The sequence below is a fragment of the Bacillus sp. cl96 genome (genome assembly GCF_900100505.1).
GTDB classification, from domain to species: Bacteria; Bacillota; Bacilli; order Bacillales; family Bacillaceae_G; genus Bacillus_A; species Bacillus_A cereus.
The window spans coordinates 268,215-287,874 of sequence record NZ_FNDM01000006.1; the positions used below are offsets into that span (position 1 = coordinate 268,215).

Below are 19,660 nucleotides of genomic sequence, written 5' to 3' on the forward strand. Positions count from 1 at the left end.
CCTCCTAAATAAAAATGAAACTATGAATCCACATGAAAAGGTGGATATAAAGGACATGAATGTATAACAAGCTTACAGCCTTTAATTCAACGTGCTTTATTTCCGTACCACATTATGTAGCTCAATAGTGATTTCACTATATCACGCTATATCCAAAACGTCAAATGAGAACACTTTCATTCCATCATTTTTTTATAATTTTAATATAATGTTGAATTTCCATATTCATATATTATCCCGCCATTTGTGGACAGCTTGATTGGCGGGAGCTGATAATCAGTTTTGGCTGGTTCCACTTTATTTGAAAATTAACAGAACTAAAGTATTCTAATCCTATTAAATTCTGTACAATATAAGTATCTATTACATACGAGGTGAAAAAAATGAGAGCACACGAAATCGAGTATAAGTTATATGGCGATGATATGCAGTTTGTTGAAATTGAGTTAGATCCAGAAGAGAGCGTGATTGCAGAAGCTGGCGCAATGATGATGATGGAAGATTACATAGAAATGGAAACAATCTTCGGTGATGGTTCTGGCCCATCTGGAGGTTTATTCGGAAAATTAATGGGCGCTGGTAAACGTCTCGTTACAGGCGAAAGTATGTTTATGACTGTATTTACAAATACAGGTCACGGCAAGCGCCACGTCTCATTTGCTGCTCCTTATCCTGGTAAAATTATTCCTGTAGATTTAACAGAGTATCAAGGAAAAGTAGTTTGTCAAAAAGATGCCTTTCTTTGTGCCGCAAAAGGTGTTTCCATCGGAATTGAATTTACGAAAAAAATAGGAACTGGTTTCTTCGGTGGTGAAGGTTTCATCATGCAGAAACTTGAAGGTGATGGCCTTGCTTTCATGCACGCAGGTGGAACTGTATATAAACGTGAATTAAAACCTGGTGAGAAACTTCGCATTGATACAGGTTGTCTCGTTGCTATGACAAAAGACATTAACTATGATGTCGAGTTCGTCGGTAAAGTAAAAACAGCTCTATTTGGCGGCGAGGGTTTATTCTTCGCAACATTAGAAGGTCCTGGAACAGTTTGGATTCAGTCCTTAACACTTAGCCGCTTAGCAGCACGCCTTACAAGCCCAGCAGCGCAAAGTACTGGCGAAGGTAGTGTAAGGTGGACTTGGTCGTTTATTAGATGGGAAAGAGTAAACTGTGCCCTTATGTAGGCATGGCCATCAACTAATAAAATAATAAAATTAAAACACCCTTGCTTGCAGTAATGCAGTGAAAGGGTGTTTTAATTTACGTCTACAAACGAGAAAAAGCAGTTAAAATAAAGTAATAAGGTTTACTTCAGGAAAATAAGGTATATTATATTTGTTGAATAGATTCTCTTTAGAGACAAGAAAAGTAGGTGAACAAAGTGGGAAAATATCAATTGGATTCCAAAAGTCAGGTAGCTGTGGCAAAGTTCCATGAAAAACAGAAACCTGCCAAATTTGATAAAAAGCAACAACTTGAAAAATTGCGTACGGAGTATTTGAAAAAGAAGCAAAAACAAACAGATAAATAATACGTTTTGTTTTTCAAATTTTTCTGTATATAGTGTAAACAAACACAAGAAAATAGGTAAGTTATTCATCGTTCAAATATATACAGGCTATTTTTTCAAACCTCTTACTTATGCAACTAACGCATGCGTCAGTTCATTAAGAATAACTAAAAAAGTCGATTCCTTGAGATGAAAAAGAGTAAACAGTGCCCTTATCAGGCACTGTTTTATTTTGACGTTATAATTTCCTCCACTGATTTAGATAAGCGATATAAGCTATTCCCCACCTCCAAAAGAATGAATCAAGTTCCTCACTGCATATATTAAACTATACTTTTTCTTAAGGAGGGCTTCCTTAATGCGTACTCCTTTATCCTTTGATAAAGACACTGCCATACTGTTAGCTTCTTGTTGTGAGTTAACGTATGAACAATATAAACAAAATGGCATTTTCGAAATACCAGATGGTTTTCAATATGTACAAGGGTTTCAAGGAAAGGCCATTCAAACAACAGAATGGTTCGGATTTATATTAGAATCTGAGGATACAATTATTGTTGCCTTCAGAGGCACTCAAACAGATCCAGATTGGATTATTGATTCTCTCGTCAATCAAAAACCTTATCCTTATGCTTTAAATGGCGGAAATGTCCATAACGGTTTTCTCTCTATTTATGAGTCTTGTCGTGATTCTATTATGGATATGCTCGTATCATTGCCAGCACATAAAAAACTGCTAGCTACTGGGCATAGTCTAGGTGGCGCGCTTGCCACATTACACATATTAGATGCACGTATAAATACTGCCTTCGCACAGTATGGACTTTATACATTCGCTTCTCCAAAAGTAGGAGATATCGCTTTTCGAAATTATTATAAACTACAAGTAGCTAGTAGCTTTCGTTTCGTCAACTTGTTCGATGTCGTCCCACTTCTCCCTCCCCGAAACATAAATTTTAATGATCATGATTGGGAGTATGCACACGTCCATCACAACATGACATTTACAAAAAACACAAAATCCATTACAAATAATCATTCCATTACAACATACAAAACATGTCTGACTTCTCATTTTTAACCAGTAAACAATTGGAAATAAAATATTCGTATACTATAATAATGTATGAAGTTATTTTTGGATGAGGGGACCTTACATGTTAAAATTTATCTTCGCACTTTTTCTTATTGTAATTTTTACGGTTACAGGTTTCTTTACATTTTCATACTTTGCGACAGGAGAGTATGATGGGGCAGGTATCATATATACCACTGTTCCATTTCTTTCTTAAGCAAAATAAATAAAACGAGCTTAATTTTATTAAGCTCGCTTTATTTATTAATATCCATTTTTGTTGGTAAATCGATAATATATCTCCCAATATAGCAACCTCTTTAAAACTGTTTAACTGCATTACCGATACCCCAAATTTCATTACTGTACTGTAAAATCGTTCGATCGCTCGCAAAATGACCAGACTGTGCAATATTTAAAATAGACATTTCTAGCCACTTCGTTCGGTTCTCATAAGCTCTACCAACAGCTTCTTGTCTTTCAGCATACGGACCAAAATCTCGCAGAACGAAATATTCATCGTTTTGAATAACGAGAGAATCGTAAATCGCTTCAAATTCAGCTCCCGATTGTGCAAAGAAACCATTTGTTAATTGATCAACTACTTTTTTAATGTGCCTATTGTGGTGATAATAATCACTTGCACGATACCCACCATTTTGATAGTAATGAAGAACCTCTTCGGCTGTTAAACCGAAAATAAAACAGTTATCCTCACCGACCCGGTCTTTTATTTCAACGTTAGCACCGTCTAGCGTTCCGAGTGTAATCGCACCATTCATCATAAATTTCATATTACCTGTTCCCGATGCTTCTTTACTCGCCGTTGAAATTTGTTCACTTACATCCGCTGCTGGGAATATATCTTCAGCTAAAGAAACTCGATAGTTTTCTAGAAAGATAACTTTCATATATTGACTGACATACGGGTCATTATTTACTTTTCTTGCGAGTTCATTTATTAATTTAATAATTTTTTTCGCGTAATAATAGCCAGGTGATGCTTTCGCTCCAAAAATAAAAGTACGCGGATAAAATGTAAAACTAGCATCCTCTTTCAAACGGTTATACAAATATAAAATATGAAGAACATTTAATAATTGTCGTTTATAAGCATGTAATCTTTTCACTTGCACATCAAAAATAGAATTTGGATCAATGGTAATCCCCATTGTATTATGAATACGCTCCGCTAAAATCTCTTTACGCTCTTGTTTTACCTCTGCAAATTTCTCTTGGAAACTCGCATCATATTGAACTAATTGTAGCTCTTGAAGCTTAATCGGTTCTTTCTTCCACTCCGTTCCAATCGCCTCTGAAATGAGATTTGTTAACTGTGGATTTGCTTTCATAAGCCAGCGCCTATGAGCAATTCCATTCGTCTTATTATTAAACTTATCTGGATAAAATTCATAAAACAATCGCATTTCCCGCTGCTTTAATATTTCCGTATGAATTTTTGCTACACCGTTTACGCTATGGCTACCGACAATCGCTAAATGAGCCATTTTCACAAGGTCATGTGCAATAATCGCCATTGCTTCAATACGATCCCACTCATACGGATACTGTTCCCACAGTTCATGACAGAAACGTTCATTAATCTCTTCAATAATCATATAAATTCTCGGTAATAACGGTTTAAAAATGTGAATTGGCCACTTTTCGAGCGCTTCTGATAACGTCGTATGATTCGTATAAGAAATCGTCTGCGTCGTTATGTGCCAAGCTTCTTCCCATGCTAACTTTTCTTCGTCTAGTAAAATACGCATCAGTTCCGGAATTGCTAAAACCGGATGTGTATCGTTAATGTGGATCGCAATTTTTTCATGTAGTTGACGAAGGTCACCATATCTTTCTCTATGCATTCGAACGATATTTTGCAAACTTGCTGATACGAGGAAATACTGTTGTTTTAAACGAAGTATTTTTCCCTCATCATGCGTATCATCTGGATATAAAAACTCCGATACAGCCTCTGTTTCACGCTTATATTTCAAAATATCTTTGCAGTTTTGCGGGAAAGGAACTGGTTCAGCATTCCAAAGTCTAAGTGTATTTACAGTACTCGTCTCATAGCCAACTACCGGCACATCATATGGCACGGCCATAATGACTTCTGCATTTGTATGCCTAAACTCTAAACGCCCGTCAATTTCTAGCGGTTCAACACTGCCGAAATAACTTACTTCTACAGCTTGATCATACCTTCTTACTTCCCATACGTTTTCATGAAGAAGCCACTGTTCTGGAAATTCAACTTGATAACCATCAACAATTTTCTGATCAAACAAACCATGTTTATAACGAATTCCACAGCCGTGTCCTGGTAAGTTTAAAGATGCGAGTGAATCGAGAAAACAGGCTGCTAAGCGTCCAAGCCCACCATTACCAAGGCCTGCATCTGCTTCCACTTCTTCTAACTCTTGTAACGAAATCCCTAGTTCAGATAACCCCTGCTCGCATACATCTCGAATACCTAAATTCAAGATGTTACTTCCAAGCAAACGTCCAAGCAAAAACTCAATAGACAAGTAATACATTTGCTTTTGCTCTCCGGATCGATAACTCTCGTTCGTTGCAATCCATTGACTATTCATATACTCACGTACCATATGGCCGAGTGTATTATATTGATCACGAGTTGTAGAATCTTTAAAACTTTTACCATACATCGTCTCTAACTTTTCTAGAAAAGTTGATTTAAAACTTTCAACATGAGTAAACATTTTTTCACCACCTACATGTTATTCCATGAGACTTTTATACAATTTCTTATAAGCAAGAGCCGATTGCTCCCAGCTATAATCTTCAGTCATCGCTTGTTTTACAAGCTGCTCCCACACTGGTTTATCATGATAGAATTCAATTGCACGATGAATCGTATGCAGCATGTCATGTGCATTAAAATTCGTGAAACTGAAACCATTTCCTTCTCCAGTTTCTTCATCATAAGAATGTACCGTGTCGTTTAACCCACCTGTTTCTCTTACAATTGGAATCGTACCGTATGCTAATGCGATAAGTTGTCCAAGTCCACACGGTTCAAACAGCGATGGCATTAAAAACAAATCGCTTCCCGCATACACTTGGTGAGCTAATTCTTCATTAAATCCGATATAAACTTTTACCTTCTCCGGATACTCATATGCCATCCACTCAAAGAATTGCTCATATTCCGAATCACCTGAACCTAAAATAATACATTGTACATCTTCTTCCATTATTTCGCGGAATACAGTACGTACTAAATCAAGACCTTTTTGCTTCGTTAATCTCGTTACCATTGAAATAATTGGTGTATCCTCTTTTTCTGGCAAACCAAAATAACGCTGCAAGGCGCGTTTATTTTCACTCTTTTCATATAATGACTCTGCATCATACTGGGCCTTAATATACGAATCCGTTTCTGGATTATATACGCTCGTATCAATACCATTTACAATGCCGCTAAGCTTATCATTATATTTTCGCAGTAATCCATCTAACTTCTCACCGAAAAATTCATATTGAATTTCTTCTTTATACGTCGGGCTCACCGCTGTAATTTGATCCGAAGCAATAATACCGCCTTTCATAAAGTTTACGTTTCCATAAAACTCTAGCTGCTCACTATGAAAATATTCATCACCAAGCTCTAACAAGTCGTACATCACTTCAGGAGGAAATACACCTTGGAACTGCAAGTTATGAATCGTATATACCGTTTTAATACGCTCATATAACGGGTTATCTTGATACTTTTCACGAAGTAAGAAATTAACCATAGCCGTATGCCAATCATGGCTATGAAGAACATCCACTTCAAAATCAAGGTGCGGAATACACTCTAACACTGCTTTTGAGAAATAAGAAAAACGCTCTCCGTCATCGTAATGACCATACAGAGAATCTCTCTTAAAATAATATTCATTATCTATTAAGTAATACGTAATTCCGTCTTGCTCACCTTTTAAAATTCCACAATATTGATTTCTCCACCCAAGAGGGACGTTAATTACTTTATGTAACGTACATCCATCTCTTAACTTTTGCGGAATGAGACTATAATTCGGAAGTATAATACGAACGTCCACTCCTAATTTTTTTAGCTCTTTTGGGAGCGCACCCGCTACATCAGCTAATCCTCCCGATTTCACAAACGGTACACATTCTGATACTGCAAATAAAATATTCACTTGTTGTCCCACTGCGCGAAAAGTTTTTATTACTCCTCTTGCAGCTTCCTCCCTTCGAGTTTTCATTTAAATTAAAACTTTAATCAGTGGAGGAAAAAGCCCCCACTGATTCTTTAGGAATAACTATTAATCGTACTGTTTTGTACGCTTCCTTTTTCTACAACATACGGCTCATCGGCGCTTCCTTTTAATACGACACCGTCGCCAATTTTCACGTCTTTATCAATAATAACACCGTCTATTATACAGTTATCTCCAATTTGGCTCTTTTGCATAATAATACTGTTACGAATAATTGAACCTTTTCCAATTTTAACCGAACGGGAAACAACACTGTTTTCGACTTCCCCTTCAATAATACTGCCATTTGCAATCATTGTATTTTTCACGACTGCACCCTTTAAATAACGAGTTGGTGGCTCATCTTTTACTTTCGTAAAGATCGGTGCTTCTTTCTTAAATAATTGCTTCCAAATAGCAGGTTGCAAAATTTCTAAGCTATGTTTATAGTAACTTTCAATCGAGTCAATAATTGCTACATATCCAGTATGTTCATATGTAGCAATGTGTAATGATTTCCCGCGCTTTTCTCTCACTACATCAAATAAACTGTATTGTTCCACACCTTTATATGACTCAAATAAGTCTAACAATAATTGTTTCTTTAACACGTATGTTTGAAGCGAAACCCCTTCATGGCAAACTTCTGTAATATCAGCTGCCGTATGTATATGTCGCTCTAACACCGCTTGAAAATTTAATGCTGTTACGAGATGGCTATTCGTAATAACAACGTACTCTTCTCTGCTTCTTAGAAAATAATCAATATGTCTTCTAAAGTGTGCAAAAGACCCAAATTCATCTTGGTCACATTGGCAGTTTGGCGGGAATAAAAATAGTCCGTCTCGTTTTCTATCTAAATCCCACTGTTTTCCTGAACCAACATGGTCCATTAACGAACGATTTTTATGGCTTGTAAAAACTGCCACACTATGAATACTAGAATTCACCATATTTGAAAGCATGAAATCAATGAGTCGATAACGGCCCCCAAACGGTAACGCCGCTAGTGAACGATGCCCTGTTACTTTCTTTAAGGAAGGAAAACTTCCCGTTGCATTAATAATTCCTAACATTTTTTCTCCCATTCATTTCATCCCCCTTTTCTATTTCCCTTCAGCAATTAATACTACATCGTCAACATTCTTTTCTGGACGAATGATTGTTCCATCTTCGATAACCATTTCTGATCCAACAATCGCTCTTTCAATCACAACATTTTTACCAATCTTAGCCCCTGGCATAACGACAGAATCAATCACCATACTTCCTTCTTCCACCGTCACTCCTTGGAATAACACAGAATGCTTCACGTCCCCTTCAATGACGCATCCTTCGTTAATAAGCGATTCTTCTACTTTCGCCTTTTCAGCAATATATTGAGGCGGTTCGTTTGGATTGACAGAGTAAATACGCCAATTACGATCGTTTAAATTCAGTGATGTTTCATCGCGAAGCAAATCCATATTCGCTTCCCATAAGCTCTTCACCGTTCCAACATCTTTCCAATATCCTTCAAACGGATACGCCATTAACTTCTTCCCTTCATCCAATAAAAGCGGAAGTACGTCTTTTCCGAAATCGTTACTAGATTCAGGGTTTCTTGCATCCATCTCTAAATACTCTTTCAAAATTGACCAATTAAAAATATAGATTCCCATTGATGCAAGATTACTTCTTGGAAATTGTGGTTTCTCTTCAAACTCAACAATCTCCATTTCTTCATTTGTATTCATAATGCCAAAGCGACTCGCTTCATCCCAAGGTACTTCAATAACAGAAATGGATACGTCCGATTCTTTCTCAATATGGTAATCTAGCATCTTACTGTAATCCATTTTATAAATATGGTCGCCTGATAAAATAAGAACATACTCTGGTTCATATTGACTTAAATAGTTTAAGTTTTGATAAATGGCACTTGCCGTACCTGTGTACCACTTCACACCTGAAGACTCCGCATAAGGAGGTAATACTGTGACTCCACCGCTTACTCGGTCTAAATCCCATGCATTGCCGATTCCGATATAATTATGAAGTTCTAGTGGTTGATATTGCGTTAAAATCCCAACCGTTTCAATACCAGAATTTGCGCAGTTACTTAGCGTAAAATCAATAATGCGATATTTACCACCAAATGGAACAGCTGGCTTGGCTAAATTTTTTGTTAATGCACTTAATCGACTACCTTTTCCCCCTGCTAGTAACATTGCTACGCACTTTTGTTTTTGAGCCATCTTGTTTTTTGCTCCCCTTTCTCGTCTTCACTGGTCGTAATATGGATACGCCAAATGGTGGAATTGTAATCTCTACATGTGCTGCTTGATTATGGTACGGTTCTAGAATCGTCTTAAGACGTTTCTTATTCACTTGCCCCGAACCGCCATATTGCTGTGCATCACTGTTTAAAATCTCGTTATAATACTCGAAATCTGGTACACCTACTTTATAGTTTTCATATGTAGCTTTCGTAAAATTACATACGATAACTAACGCATCCTCTTGTTTATCCCCTTGGCGGATAAACGAGAAAATACTTTGCTCGTTATTATTAGCATCAATCCACTGAAAACCTTCAGGCGAATGATCAAGCTGCCAAAGTGGTTTTGAGCGCTTATACAATGCTATGAGCTCTTTAAAGTAATCATGCATATAACGATGCATTTCAAAATCATGTAAATTCCAATCTAAATCTTCAAGGTCTTTCCACTCATCAAACTGTCCGAATTCCCCTCCCATGAAAAGTAATTTCTTTCCTGGGTGAGTAAAGAAATATCCATATAATAAACGAAGCTGAGCAAACTTATCCCAGTAATCACCTGGCATTTTATTTAATAACGACTTTTTCCCATGAACGACTTCATCATGAGAAAGCGGTAATATGAAGTTTTCAGAGTACGCATATAGCAAAGAAAACGTCATTTTCTCATGAATGTGTTTCCTATATTCAGGCGCACACTCCATATATTTCAGCACGTCATTCATCCAGCCCATGTTCCATTTGTAATTGAATCCAAGCCCACCTTCATACGTTGGAGTTGTTACAAGTGGCCAAGCTGTTGAATCTTCTGCCGTCATAAGAAAATCTTCATCCTCTGCAAACACTGCTTCATTTAACTCTCTTAAAAATGAAACAGCATGCTCATTACTTTGCTCTTGTCCTTCTTTATTCCAGTACAACATGTTCGCAACTGCATCAACTCTGAAACCATCAATATGGAAATATCTCATCCAAAATAACGCATTTGAAATTAAGAAATTACGTACCTCTCTCTTTCCTAAATCAAAATTGACAGTTCCCCATACTGGATTTTCTTGTACATCTTTATCTTTATATTCATAGGTCGGTGTACCATCAAACAAATATAAACCGTGAGCATCTTTACAAAAATGCCCCGGCACCCAATCTAAAATGACACCGATTCCATATTTATGACATTCGTCGACAAAATGCATTAAATCATGCGGCGTACCAAATCTACTCGTCGCTGCATAATATCCCGTTCCTTGGTATCCCCAAGAACGATCATATGGATGCTCAACAAGCGGCATAATTTCAATATGTGTAAATTGATGTTCCACCACATACGGGATGAGCTCTTCAACCATTTCCCTGTAAGAGTACAGCGTTCCATCTTCTTTCTTTTTCCAAGAACCAAAATGTAATTCATAAACTGTCATCGCTTCTTTATAAATCGATTTTTTCTTTTTCTTACGATTCCAGTTTTTATCATTCCATTCATATCCTTTTATATCAAAAACTACAGATGCCGTATTCGGTCTTACTTCTGCATATACAGCATACGGATCTGCCTTTAAAATGACGTCACCAGCCAATGTTTCAATCGCATATTTATATATTTCTCCTTCTTCAATATGCGGTATAAATAAGGACCAAATGCCTTCTTCTGTCACTTGTAGCATCTTATGTTGCTCATAATCCCACTCATTAAAATCCCCAACAACACTCATTGCTTTCGCATGAGGAGCCCACACTGTAAATCGTACCCCTTGAATCTCATCTTCCGTCACAACATGCGCGCCAAAGATGTTATAACTTTCATAGTACTTTTCTGTATGAAACTCATCTCGTTTCACTTCTTCACAATTTATTACATTCAATATGCTCACCTCACTTAGATGACAGAATTTTTTATACTTTAACTATTTCTGCGAAAAACTGCAATATCCTTGTTAATTTATAAAAAATATTCGTTTTTTTCTTAAAAATGTTAGTTTTTCTTCACATTTCCGTGTAAAATATCGAATTTTGACGAATATTTATTGTAAACGCTTCATTCTACTTCTATATTTCCTCCTATTATTTTTTTCTCAACCTTTATTTTATTAGGTTTATACTATTTTTCATGCTATTTTCCACTCAAAATCAAAACAAAATAATCTGTAATAAAAAAATGTTTCTCAACATTTTTTGTCATATTTTTATTGAAACGCGAAATTCATAAGCATATACTTGTTCTCAATAAAGAACCCTGATCTTTCGTAACTATAATTCATAGCGGACTACTATGTTTACTTATTTATCCTTGTTGCGAACGGTTGCTATACAAATTTAACTAGGAGGCTTTCTTATGTCATTAAAACAAAAAGTAGGAATGGGAATTATCACCGCTTCACTTGGCTTATCCCTTACATTCGGCGGTGTATTCGCCTATTTCAGTGATTCAGAAACATCAAGTAACTCATTTCAAGCTGGAACACTAGATCTTTCTATTAATCCAAGTGTAATCGTTAATGTAAAAGATTTAAAACCAGGTGATTTTATTGAAAGGAACTTCAAGCTTGAAAATAAAGGTACATTGGATATCGCAAAAGTAGCACTTGAAACATCATATGAAGTTACAGATGCAAAGCAAAATAATGACGGTGAAGATTTAGGTGATCACATTATCGTCAAGTTTCTAGTAAATGATGGACAGCCATCTAATCCAAACGATGATCATGAGATTGTGTGGGAAACAAAACTATCACAATTAAAAACTATGAAACCTGAAGATGTCGCTACGTCTCTAGAACGTCATAACTTAATAGATGGTATTAAATCTGGTGAAACAGATTACTTACACGTCCTCTTCTCATTTGAAGATAACGACCGAGATCAAAATAAATTTCAAGGTGATTCCCTGCAGCTAAACTGGACATTCCATGCTGAGCAAACAGCTGGCGTGGAGAAATAATTTTTAAAAATATAAATTACCGGAGGCCTATACATGAAAAAGAAAAATCGTTTTGTTACCGGAATTGTAACAGCTGGCGTTTTGTTTTCAACTGCTATTCCGTTCAATGTACTTGCTGAAAGTCCTATTAACCAAATTGAATCTTCAAATGCTCATTCTATATTATCTAAGCTTTCTAAAGAACAACGCCTGGCATTACAAACGGTAGATGCCAACCCTGGTTTTACAATTTCACCAGATATTAATACGAGTAGTTCTGAGCCTGTAAATATCATCGTAGAATTTCAAACTGCTCCAGTAAAGATTAATGAATTAAAACAAAAAGAAAAAGGATTACAGTCTGCTCCTGAAAATATAAAAGCACGTATTGATCAAGAACATGAAGAATTCGAAAAAGGACTAAAACGTCTTTATCAATTCAGCCCATCAGTAAAATCAGGAAACTTCCAGTCTGTACAAATTAAACGTTCTTATAAGCATGCGATAAATGGTGTTGCGATGACATTACCAGCAAATACAGTAGAAGAATTGTTACGAATTGGCGTTGTAAAACGTATTTGGAAAGATTACGAAGTGAAATTAAATTTACCAAAACAAGCTGAGCAAAAAGCGCCTCAAAAACTAACAGATAGCATCCCGCAAATTGGAGTAGATAAGTTACATAGTGAGGGCATTACCGGAAAAGGAATTAAAGTTGGTGTATTAGATACAGGTATTGATTACAATCATCCTGACTTAAAAGACGTATATAAAGGCTATCGCGCGAAACCTGGTGAGGACTCTAGCAAAGTAGACCCAAACTCAGTAAAGGGTTGGGACTTTATTAATAATGATGCAGATCCAATGGAAACTACTTATTCAGAATGGCAACAATCTGGTGCTCCTGAATTTGATAACCGTGGTTCTTCCTTCTACACAGCCCACGGCACTCACGTAGCAGGTATCGTTTCTGCTCAAAAGAAGAACCAATCTGATTCAGCAGTAAAAGGTGTTGCACCTGACATTGAACTGTATAACTATCGTGTACTCGGTCCATACGGAAGTGGAGATAGTTCAGGTATTATCGCTGCAATTGATAAATCCATTTCTGACGGTATGAACGTTATTAACTTATCGTTAGGTGATGATAGCAACAATCCACTCGATCCAACATCTATCGCTGTTAATAATGCAATGCTTTCAGGCGTTGTTACAGTCGTTGCTGCTGGTAACTCTGGACCAAATCCATCAACACTCGGATCACCAGGTGCTTCACCATTTGCAATTACGGTTGGAGCAAGTGATAGCTCTATTTCCTTACCGAAACTATCAGGTCATGCTGGACAATTACAATTTCCTAACCTAATTCTATTCGGCAAAAACTTCACTGATAAAATAGAAGATTTCAAGGGACAAACTTTACCTATTGAATATGTAGGAATTGGTACGCCTGACGAGTTTAGTAAAAAAGATGTAAAAGGAAAAATCGCTCTCGTTGCACGCGGTACACTGTCATTTGATGAAAAAATTGCTAATACAAAACAAGCAGGTGCAAAAGCCGTTATTATTTATAACAATGTGGATGGAGAAATTCCTTTCTACGTTGGCGAAAGTACAAAATACATTCCAGCATTCCGCCTAACGAAAGAAGAAGGTGAAAAACTAAAAGCTCAAATCGAACAAGGTAGCACCTCCTTAACTCTCGATGAAATTAATTACATTCAAACAGAAGGCGATCATCTTGCAGACTTTAGCTCACGCGGTCCTGTTACAGCAAATGATGATATTAAGCCTGATATTACAGCGCCTGGTGTCGCTATCCTTTCAACAGTTCCTGAATATATTAACGACCCGCAAGAGGGTGAAAACTACGCTGTTTCCTATGAGCGTATGCAAGGAACATCTATGGCTTCTCCTCATATCGCTGGCGTTGCTGCTCTAATTTTACAAGAACACCCAGACTACTCTCCGTTCGATGTAAAAGCGTCTCTTATGAACACAGCTAATGATTTAAAAGAAAAATATTCCGTATATGAAGTTGGAGCTGGGCGAGTAGATGCTTACAACGCCGTTCGTACAGAAACAAGCTTTAAAGTATTAGATACGACACAAACTGTTGTAAATGATGAAGTAATTGAAGTACCCGAAGAAACTGGATCTATTGCATTCGGTAAGTTTTATCAAAAAGACGGTGAAGCTCTTGAACAAAAACGAAATATAAAAGTAACTAATCATAATAAACAAGAGAAAAAAGAATTTAAAACAGAAATTTCTTATACACCAGCATCGTCTACTATTAACGATGCTGTCGCAAACGGTGTAAAAATCTCTGCTCCAGAAACAATTACTCTTGATGCTGGCAAAACAGGTGAAATTGAAGCAAAAATTAATGTTCCAGCCGGTGTGAAACAAGGCCGATATGAAGGGTACATTCATATTACGAACACAAAAAATAAAGAGGAAACATATCAAATCCCATTCTCTATTCGTGTATCAGAGCCTGGTATTGAAAATGCAATACTATCAAGAAAAGCAATTTCAACTGATACATCTAAATTCAATCCATACGGTGAATCGTATGTTCACGGAGCATTCCAATTAAACAGCGAACTTGAAACGTTAGATCTTATCGTAAAAGATTCCAAAACAAATAAAGCTCTTGGCTTCATTGGAACATTAAACACGAGTGGCCTAAAAACTGATGTGTATTACTACTTAGATTCATTCTTTAATGGAAAAGTGTATCCTTTTACAAATGATCCTGCAAAACCAATCGGTGATGAGAAAATCAACTTACCAGAAGGAGACTACACAATTGAGTTTGTCGGTTATGATAAGGCTGGGAAAGCACGTGTAAAAGGTGATTATGTTGTAATTGATAATACACCACCAGAAGTGAAATTAACTGGATTAAAACCTGGTATTTACGAGTTAAATGAAGAAAATTATACAGTAGAAGATGGCAAAAAAGCATTATGGATTAAAGGAAATGTATACGATTCAAACGTTGATTACTTAAAAGGAAAAGGATTAAACATTACGCAAGAAGCGAATGGCGTTATGTACTATGACTATTCTCCATACTTGCATAAGTTTTTACCGATTAATGCAAATGGCGACTTTAAAGTTGGCATTACACCTGACTCCTTCAGAACGGAAGGTCCAATGAACACAGGCGTATATATTTTCGATTATGCAACTGCAGGTCCTGACTATCCAAACGGTGTAAATAACTACTGGTTTATCCCGCAAGGTGCTCAATATGCAAAAACTAGTTACGATAAAAAAGAATTATATAAAAATGACGAGTTCACAGTAACACTAAACGCGAAACACGTAAAACAATTTGTTGCTGGGCAATTTAATGTAAACTTCCTAGAGAAGAACTTCAAATTTGCAAATGCGAAATTTAATCCTGCTTTTGAAAAGCTACTTTCCCAAAAAGGGGTAACCGCAAAAGTAAATGAACCGAAACTAGAGGCAGGCTCTGTTACAGTTGGCGGAGCTATCGATGACAAAAATTTTGCTGGATTAGATGGTGATTTCCCGTTCATTGATGTAACTTTCAAAGTAGAAAATGATGAGTTTTATGAAGCAAACGCTCAATTAGAATCACCAATTTTTGTTTACTGGAAACAAGGTGAATCAGAACCAAATAGAATGCGTGTACTTCAAGATCAAACATTCTCAGTTATGTCCTTAAACTCATTAGTAGAAGGAAATATTAAACCTGGTGCATTCTTAAATGAACGCGGATATTTAGATGAAAAGTTCGATTATACAAAGCTTGACGTAAAAGTATATGCGACTGATTCTTACCGTCATAAGTTTGAAGGCTCACTAGATAAATACGGATACTTCAAACTAAATGGACTTCCAGTTAATAAACGCGACTATAACTTATATGTAGAGGTGCCAGGACATTTAACAAGCCGCCTAACAACGAAACTTGGTACTGAAAAAGACGGTAAGTTGCTTGGCCAATATTATTATGCAAGACCTGACGAAAACCTTGCCGGCGATGTAAATGGTGATAAAGTAATCGATATTAAAGATGCTGAAATCATTGCTAGCAACTATGGTAAAAAAGGACTAACTGTAAAAGACGGAGATCTTAATAAAGATGGTATTGTCGACGAAAAAGATATTCGCTTCGTTGAAAAGAACTTCTTGAAAAAAGGGCCAGATGCATCTAAATCACAAACACCTGTAGAAAAATCAAAAAGCGGTACACTGGCAGATATTTTAAAGAAATTAGGATTAACGCCTAAAAAATAATAAAGTGAAACTTTAATCAATTGAGGTTTTACTGCCCGGCAAATAACGGAATAATAAAGAGCACTCTACGTAAAATAGAGTGCTCTTTTTCTATAAACGACCCTTATCCAGCAAAAGGGGTATATTGGGGATATACAAGGGAAACCGGAAAAGGAATTTATATTAAATTATATAAGTTCAGAGGTAAGAAGCAGTGTCCCGCCCCTGAATGATTTAGCAATTATTATAGTACTGGTGCCATTGTTTCTTTTAATACTTTTACAGAATGAGCGAACTTCGCTTTTTCATCTTCATTTAGCTCAAGTTCTACGATTTCACGTACACCTTCGCGGTTAATTACAGCTGGAACACCTACGTAAGCATCTTTCTCGCCGTATTGACCTTCAAGGTATGCAGATACAGTTAATACGCTGTTCTCGTTGTTTAAGATTGCTTTAGTTACACGAAGTAGTGACATACCGATTCCGTAGTAAGTTGCACCTTTACGCTCGATGATATGGTAAGCTGCATCACGTACGTTTTCGAAGATTTTGTCTAAGTCTTCTTGTTTGTACTGTTCGTTGTTAGCTAAGATTGTTTCTAATTTTTGTACACCGATAGTAGCGTGGCTCCATACTGGAAGTTCAGTGTCACCGTGTTCACCAACGATGTAAGCATGAACGTTACGTGGATCTACATCTAAGTAGTCACCTAACATGTAACGGAAACGAGCAGAGTCTAAAGTAGTACCAGAACCGATTACGCGCTCTTTCGGTAAACCAGATTCTTTCCAAGTTACGTAAGTTAAAATATCAACTGGGTTAGTTGCGATTAAGAAGATTCCATCGAATCCGCTATCCATAATGCCTCGAACGATTTGTTTAAAGATCTTTGTATTTTTCTCAACTAAGTCTAAACGAGTTTCACCTGGCTTTTGTGGTAACCCAGCAGTGATAACAACTAAATCTGCATCTTTACAATCTGCATAGCTACCGCTCCAAACTTTTGTTGGTGATGGAGAGAATGGTACCGCATGGCTTAAGTCCATTGCTTCCCCTTCTGCTTTTGCTTCATTAACATCTACTAATACGAATTCTTCAGCTACACCTTGGTTGATCATTGAGTAAGCGTAACTACAACCTACAGCTCCTGTTCCTACTAATACTACACGATTGATACCTTTTTTCATGGTAATTTCCCCTCTCTATTGTTCACATATATTTTTTTATGATTGTTTAAGTAATTAATTAAAATACTAATTTAATGTTGTTTAACTTCTTTACATTCATATTGTAGCACGTATTATTGTGAATTACTTCACAAATTATGACCTATTTGTGAACTTTTTCACATAGAGTGTAAAGTTATTGGAATAGGTGTGGAATCCATTTCAATGGAGGCGTTTTCTTTAGATTGTGAAAGGGATTTTCTTGTGGTTTTTGTCGGTAAGTGAAATTACACCGGCGATTTTTAGAATATATCGACCGTAACTCCAAATATATCAGCGATTATTAAAATTTATCGATCGTAACTCAAATTATATCAGCGATTTTTGCAATATATCGACTTACCGACAATACTGACAACATAAAAAAGCTGTCTTCAGTAGATCACAGCTATTGAGAGAAAGCAGCTTCTTCTATATATTATTTATTTTCCACAGTAGCTCCCAGATGCATTTTCATCGGTTTCTCCAAGTGTAGGAGGCTACAGCCATACAGCTGGGGTAAAAGTTCAAGTTGAAGTTAATTCCTTCATATTCATACAGGTCCAAATAATTAACATGATTGTATTTACGGCTCTCTATGTACCCAACTGCAACAGCGAATACTTCATATTTCTTCTATTGCATAAAAAAGCAGACTATCCAAAGTCCATTTTTATACAACAAAAAAGAGATAGCAGATTATGCTATCTCTTTTAGTATGACCCGTACGGGATTCGAACCCGTGTTACCGCCGTGAAAGGGCGGTGTCTTAACCACTTGACCAACGGGCCAGTTCTGGCAGAGAAGAAGGGATTCGAACCCTCGCACCGCGTTCGCGATCTACTCCCTTAGCAGGGGAGCCCCTTGAGCCACTTGGGTACTTCTCTATAAATATGGCTCCGCAGGTAGGACTCGAACCTACGACCGATCGGTTAACAGCCGATAGCTCTACCACTGAGCTACTGCGGAACAATTATGGTGGGCCTAAATGGACTCGAACCATCGACCTCACGCTTATCAGGCGTGCGCTCTAACCAGCTGAGCTATAGGCCCATAATTGAAAAGCGGGTGAAGAGAATCGAACTCTCGACCAGAGCTTGGAAGGCTCTTGTTTTACCACTAAACTACACCCGCATTAAATTGTAAATGGTGAGCCATGAAGGACTCGAACCTTCGACCCTCTGATTAAAAGTCAGATGCTCTACCAACTGAGCTAATGGCTCATTTTGAAAGTGGTGCCGACTAGAGGACTTGAACCCCCAACCTACTGATTACAAGTCAGTTGCTCTACCAATTGAGCTAAGCCGGCGTATTTTATTAAAATAAATGGTGGCTCGGGACGGAATCGAACCGCCGACACGAGGATTTTCAGTCCTCTGCTCTACCGACTGAGCTACCGAGCCTTTATGTAAAAATGGCGGTCCCGACCGGGGTCGAACCGGCGATCTCCTGCGTGACAGGCAGGCATGTTAACCACTACACCACGGGACCATTTGGTTGCGGGGACAGGATTTGAACCTGCGACCTTCGGGTTATGAGCCCGACGAGCTACCGTGCTGCTCCACCCCGCGATGATAAAATATTTACTTTAGAAAAAATGGAGGAGGTAGAGGGATTCGAACCCCCGCGCGACTCTCGCCGCCTGTCGGTTTTCAAGACCGATCCCTTCAGCCGAACTTGGGTATACCTCCGAGATATATACGTCTAATGGTGGACCTTGTAGGACTCGAACCTACGACCGGACGGTTATGAGCCGTCTGCTCTAACCAGCTGAGCTAAAGGTCCTTTATGGTAGCGGCGGAGGGGATCGAACCCCCGACCTCACGGGTATGAACCGTACGCTCTAGCCAGCTGAGCTACACCGCCATAAATGATATTAATATAAGTGGAGCCTAGCGGGATCGAACCGCTGACCTCCTGCGTGCAAGGCAGGCGCTCTCCCAGCTGAGCTAAGGCCCCATGTTTTTTAGGAATATCGGGAAGACAGGATTTGAACCTGCGACCCCCTGGTCCCAAACCAGGTGCTCTACCAAGCTGAGCCACTTCCCGTTAATAAAAGCGCGCCCGAGAGGAGTCGAACCCCTAACCTCTTGATCCGTAGTCAAACGCTCTATCCAATTGAGCTACGGGCGCATATGGTGCCGAGGGCGGGGGTCGAACCCGCACGGTGGTCACCCACCGCAGGATTTTAAGTCCTGT

The 19,660-nt window shown here is 37.8% G+C and carries 11 protein-coding genes, 16 tRNA genes and 1 pseudogene; 6 read left to right on the top strand and 22 right to left on the bottom strand.

The genetic code is table 11. The features are described 5' to 3' along the window. Positions 1-383: 383 nt before the first annotated feature. The 4 genes and pseudogenes from BLT20_RS16225 to BLT20_RS31070 all read left to right on the top strand — a co-directional run bounded on the left by BLT20_RS16225 (position 384) and on the right by BLT20_RS31070 (position 2,799). Positions 384-1,164, top strand: a pseudogene (locus tag BLT20_RS16225) (TIGR00266 family protein). Positions 1,165-1,378: 214 nt separating this feature from the next. Further along, the gene (locus BLT20_RS30590; RefSeq protein WP_000521639.1) at positions 1,379-1,528 is read left to right on the top strand and encodes a hypothetical protein; all 150 of its coding nucleotides are present in this window, start codon (positions 1,379-1,381) and stop codon (positions 1,526-1,528) included. A 337-nt stretch (positions 1,529-1,865) separates the two neighbouring features. After that, positions 1,866-2,588 carry a lipase family protein gene (locus BLT20_RS16235; protein ID WP_001260111.1) on the top strand — a complete coding sequence of 241 codons (723 nt, stop codon included), beginning with the start codon at positions 1,866-1,868 and terminating at the stop codon, positions 2,586-2,588. Between the two features lie 76 nt (positions 2,589-2,664). Beyond that, on the top strand, positions 2,665-2,799 hold the full coding sequence (locus BLT20_RS31070) for a hypothetical protein (RefSeq protein WP_000911075.1): 135 nt from the start codon (positions 2,665-2,667) through the stop codon (positions 2,797-2,799). A gap of 103 nt (positions 2,800-2,902) precedes the next feature. On the opposite strand, the gene glgP is transcribed toward BLT20_RS31070, so the two are convergent. The 5 genes from glgP to glgB all read right to left on the bottom strand — a co-directional run bounded on the left by glgP (position 2,903) and on the right by glgB (position 10,942). Then, entirely contained in the window at positions 2,903-5,311 is a 2,409-nt protein-coding gene (gene glgP / locus BLT20_RS16245) for a glycogen phosphorylase (RefSeq protein ID WP_000494109.1), read from the bottom strand. A gap of 18 nt (positions 5,312-5,329) precedes the next feature. Further along, entirely contained in the window at positions 5,330-6,760 is a 1,431-nt protein-coding gene (glgA, locus tag BLT20_RS16250; RefSeq protein ID WP_033684672.1) for a glycogen synthase GlgA, read from the bottom strand. A gap of 113 nt (positions 6,761-6,873) precedes the next feature. After that, positions 6,874-7,908, bottom strand: a complete 1,035-nt coding sequence (gene glgD, locus BLT20_RS16255) for a glucose-1-phosphate adenylyltransferase subunit GlgD (protein WP_000504168.1) — start codon at positions 7,906-7,908, stop codon at positions 6,874-6,876. 18 nt (positions 7,909-7,926) lie between these two features. Continuing rightward, positions 7,927-9,057 (bottom strand): glucose-1-phosphate adenylyltransferase, encoded by a 1,131-nt coding sequence (gene glgC / locus BLT20_RS16260; RefSeq protein ID WP_000057619.1) that lies wholly within the window; start codon positions 9,055-9,057, stop codon positions 7,927-7,929. Then, positions 9,005-10,942, bottom strand: a complete 1,938-nt coding sequence (gene glgB / locus BLT20_RS16265) for a 1,4-alpha-glucan branching protein GlgB (protein ID WP_001100880.1) — start codon at positions 10,940-10,942, stop codon at positions 9,005-9,007. The genes glgC and glgB overlap by 53 nt, the downstream gene beginning before the upstream one ends. A 470-nt stretch (positions 10,943-11,412) precedes the next feature. Between glgB and BLT20_RS16270 the strand changes: the two genes are divergently transcribed. Both BLT20_RS16270 and BLT20_RS16275 read left to right on the top strand, forming a co-directional pair. Further along, positions 11,413-12,018, top strand: coding sequence for a CalY family protein (locus tag BLT20_RS16270; RefSeq protein ID WP_000053927.1), 606 nt, complete (start codon positions 11,413-11,415; stop codon positions 12,016-12,018). 33 nt (positions 12,019-12,051) lie between these two features. Further along, positions 12,052-16,275, top strand: coding sequence for a S8 family serine peptidase (locus BLT20_RS16275; RefSeq protein ID WP_000728854.1), 4,224 nt, complete (start codon positions 12,052-12,054; stop codon positions 16,273-16,275). A gap of 223 nt (positions 16,276-16,498) precedes the next feature. Here BLT20_RS16275 and BLT20_RS16285 read toward each other — a convergent pair whose 3' ends face one another. The 17 genes from BLT20_RS16285 to BLT20_RS16365 all read right to left on the bottom strand — a co-directional run bounded on the left by BLT20_RS16285 (position 16,499) and on the right by BLT20_RS16365 (position 19,594). Further along, positions 16,499-17,443 carry an L-lactate dehydrogenase gene (locus tag BLT20_RS16285; RefSeq protein WP_000715338.1) on the bottom strand — a complete coding sequence of 315 codons (945 nt, stop codon included), beginning with the start codon at positions 17,441-17,443 and terminating at the stop codon, positions 16,499-16,501. Between the two features lie 737 nt (positions 17,444-18,180). Beyond that, a tRNA-Glu gene (locus tag BLT20_RS16290) sits at positions 18,181-18,252 on the bottom strand. Between the two features lie 5 nt (positions 18,253-18,257). After that, positions 18,258-18,348: transfer RNA gene (locus BLT20_RS16295), tRNA-Ser, on the bottom strand. A gap of 7 nt (positions 18,349-18,355) precedes the next feature. Continuing rightward, positions 18,356-18,430, bottom strand: a tRNA-Asn gene (locus BLT20_RS16300). 7 nt (positions 18,431-18,437) lie between these two features. After that, positions 18,438-18,514, bottom strand: a tRNA-Ile gene (locus BLT20_RS16305). Between the two features lie 10 nt (positions 18,515-18,524). Beyond that, positions 18,525-18,595, bottom strand: a tRNA-Gly gene (locus BLT20_RS16310). A 13-nt stretch (positions 18,596-18,608) separates the two neighbouring features. Then, positions 18,609-18,684: transfer RNA gene (locus BLT20_RS16315), tRNA-Lys, on the bottom strand. Positions 18,685-18,694: 10 nt separating this feature from the next. Next, positions 18,695-18,770: transfer RNA gene (locus BLT20_RS16320), tRNA-Thr, on the bottom strand. Positions 18,771-18,788: 18 nt separating this feature from the next. After that, positions 18,789-18,864, bottom strand: a tRNA-Phe gene (locus BLT20_RS16325). Between the two features lie 12 nt (positions 18,865-18,876). Next, positions 18,877-18,952: transfer RNA gene (locus BLT20_RS16330), tRNA-Asp, on the bottom strand. A 3-nt stretch (positions 18,953-18,955) separates the two neighbouring features. After that, a tRNA-Met gene (locus tag BLT20_RS16335) sits at positions 18,956-19,032 on the bottom strand. Positions 19,033-19,059: 27 nt separating this feature from the next. Then, positions 19,060-19,152: transfer RNA gene (locus BLT20_RS16340), tRNA-Ser, on the bottom strand. 17 nt (positions 19,153-19,169) lie between these two features. Then, positions 19,170-19,246: transfer RNA gene (locus tag BLT20_RS16345), tRNA-Ile, on the bottom strand. Between the two features lie 4 nt (positions 19,247-19,250). Beyond that, positions 19,251-19,327, bottom strand: a tRNA-Met gene (locus BLT20_RS16350). Positions 19,328-19,347: 20 nt separating this feature from the next. Continuing rightward, positions 19,348-19,420 (bottom strand) — tRNA-Ala (locus tag BLT20_RS16355). 16 nt (positions 19,421-19,436) lie between these two features. Beyond that, positions 19,437-19,510, bottom strand: a tRNA-Pro gene (locus BLT20_RS16360). Positions 19,511-19,520: 10 nt separating this feature from the next. Further along, positions 19,521-19,594 (bottom strand) — tRNA-Arg (locus BLT20_RS16365). Positions 19,595-19,660: the final 66 nt, after the last annotated feature.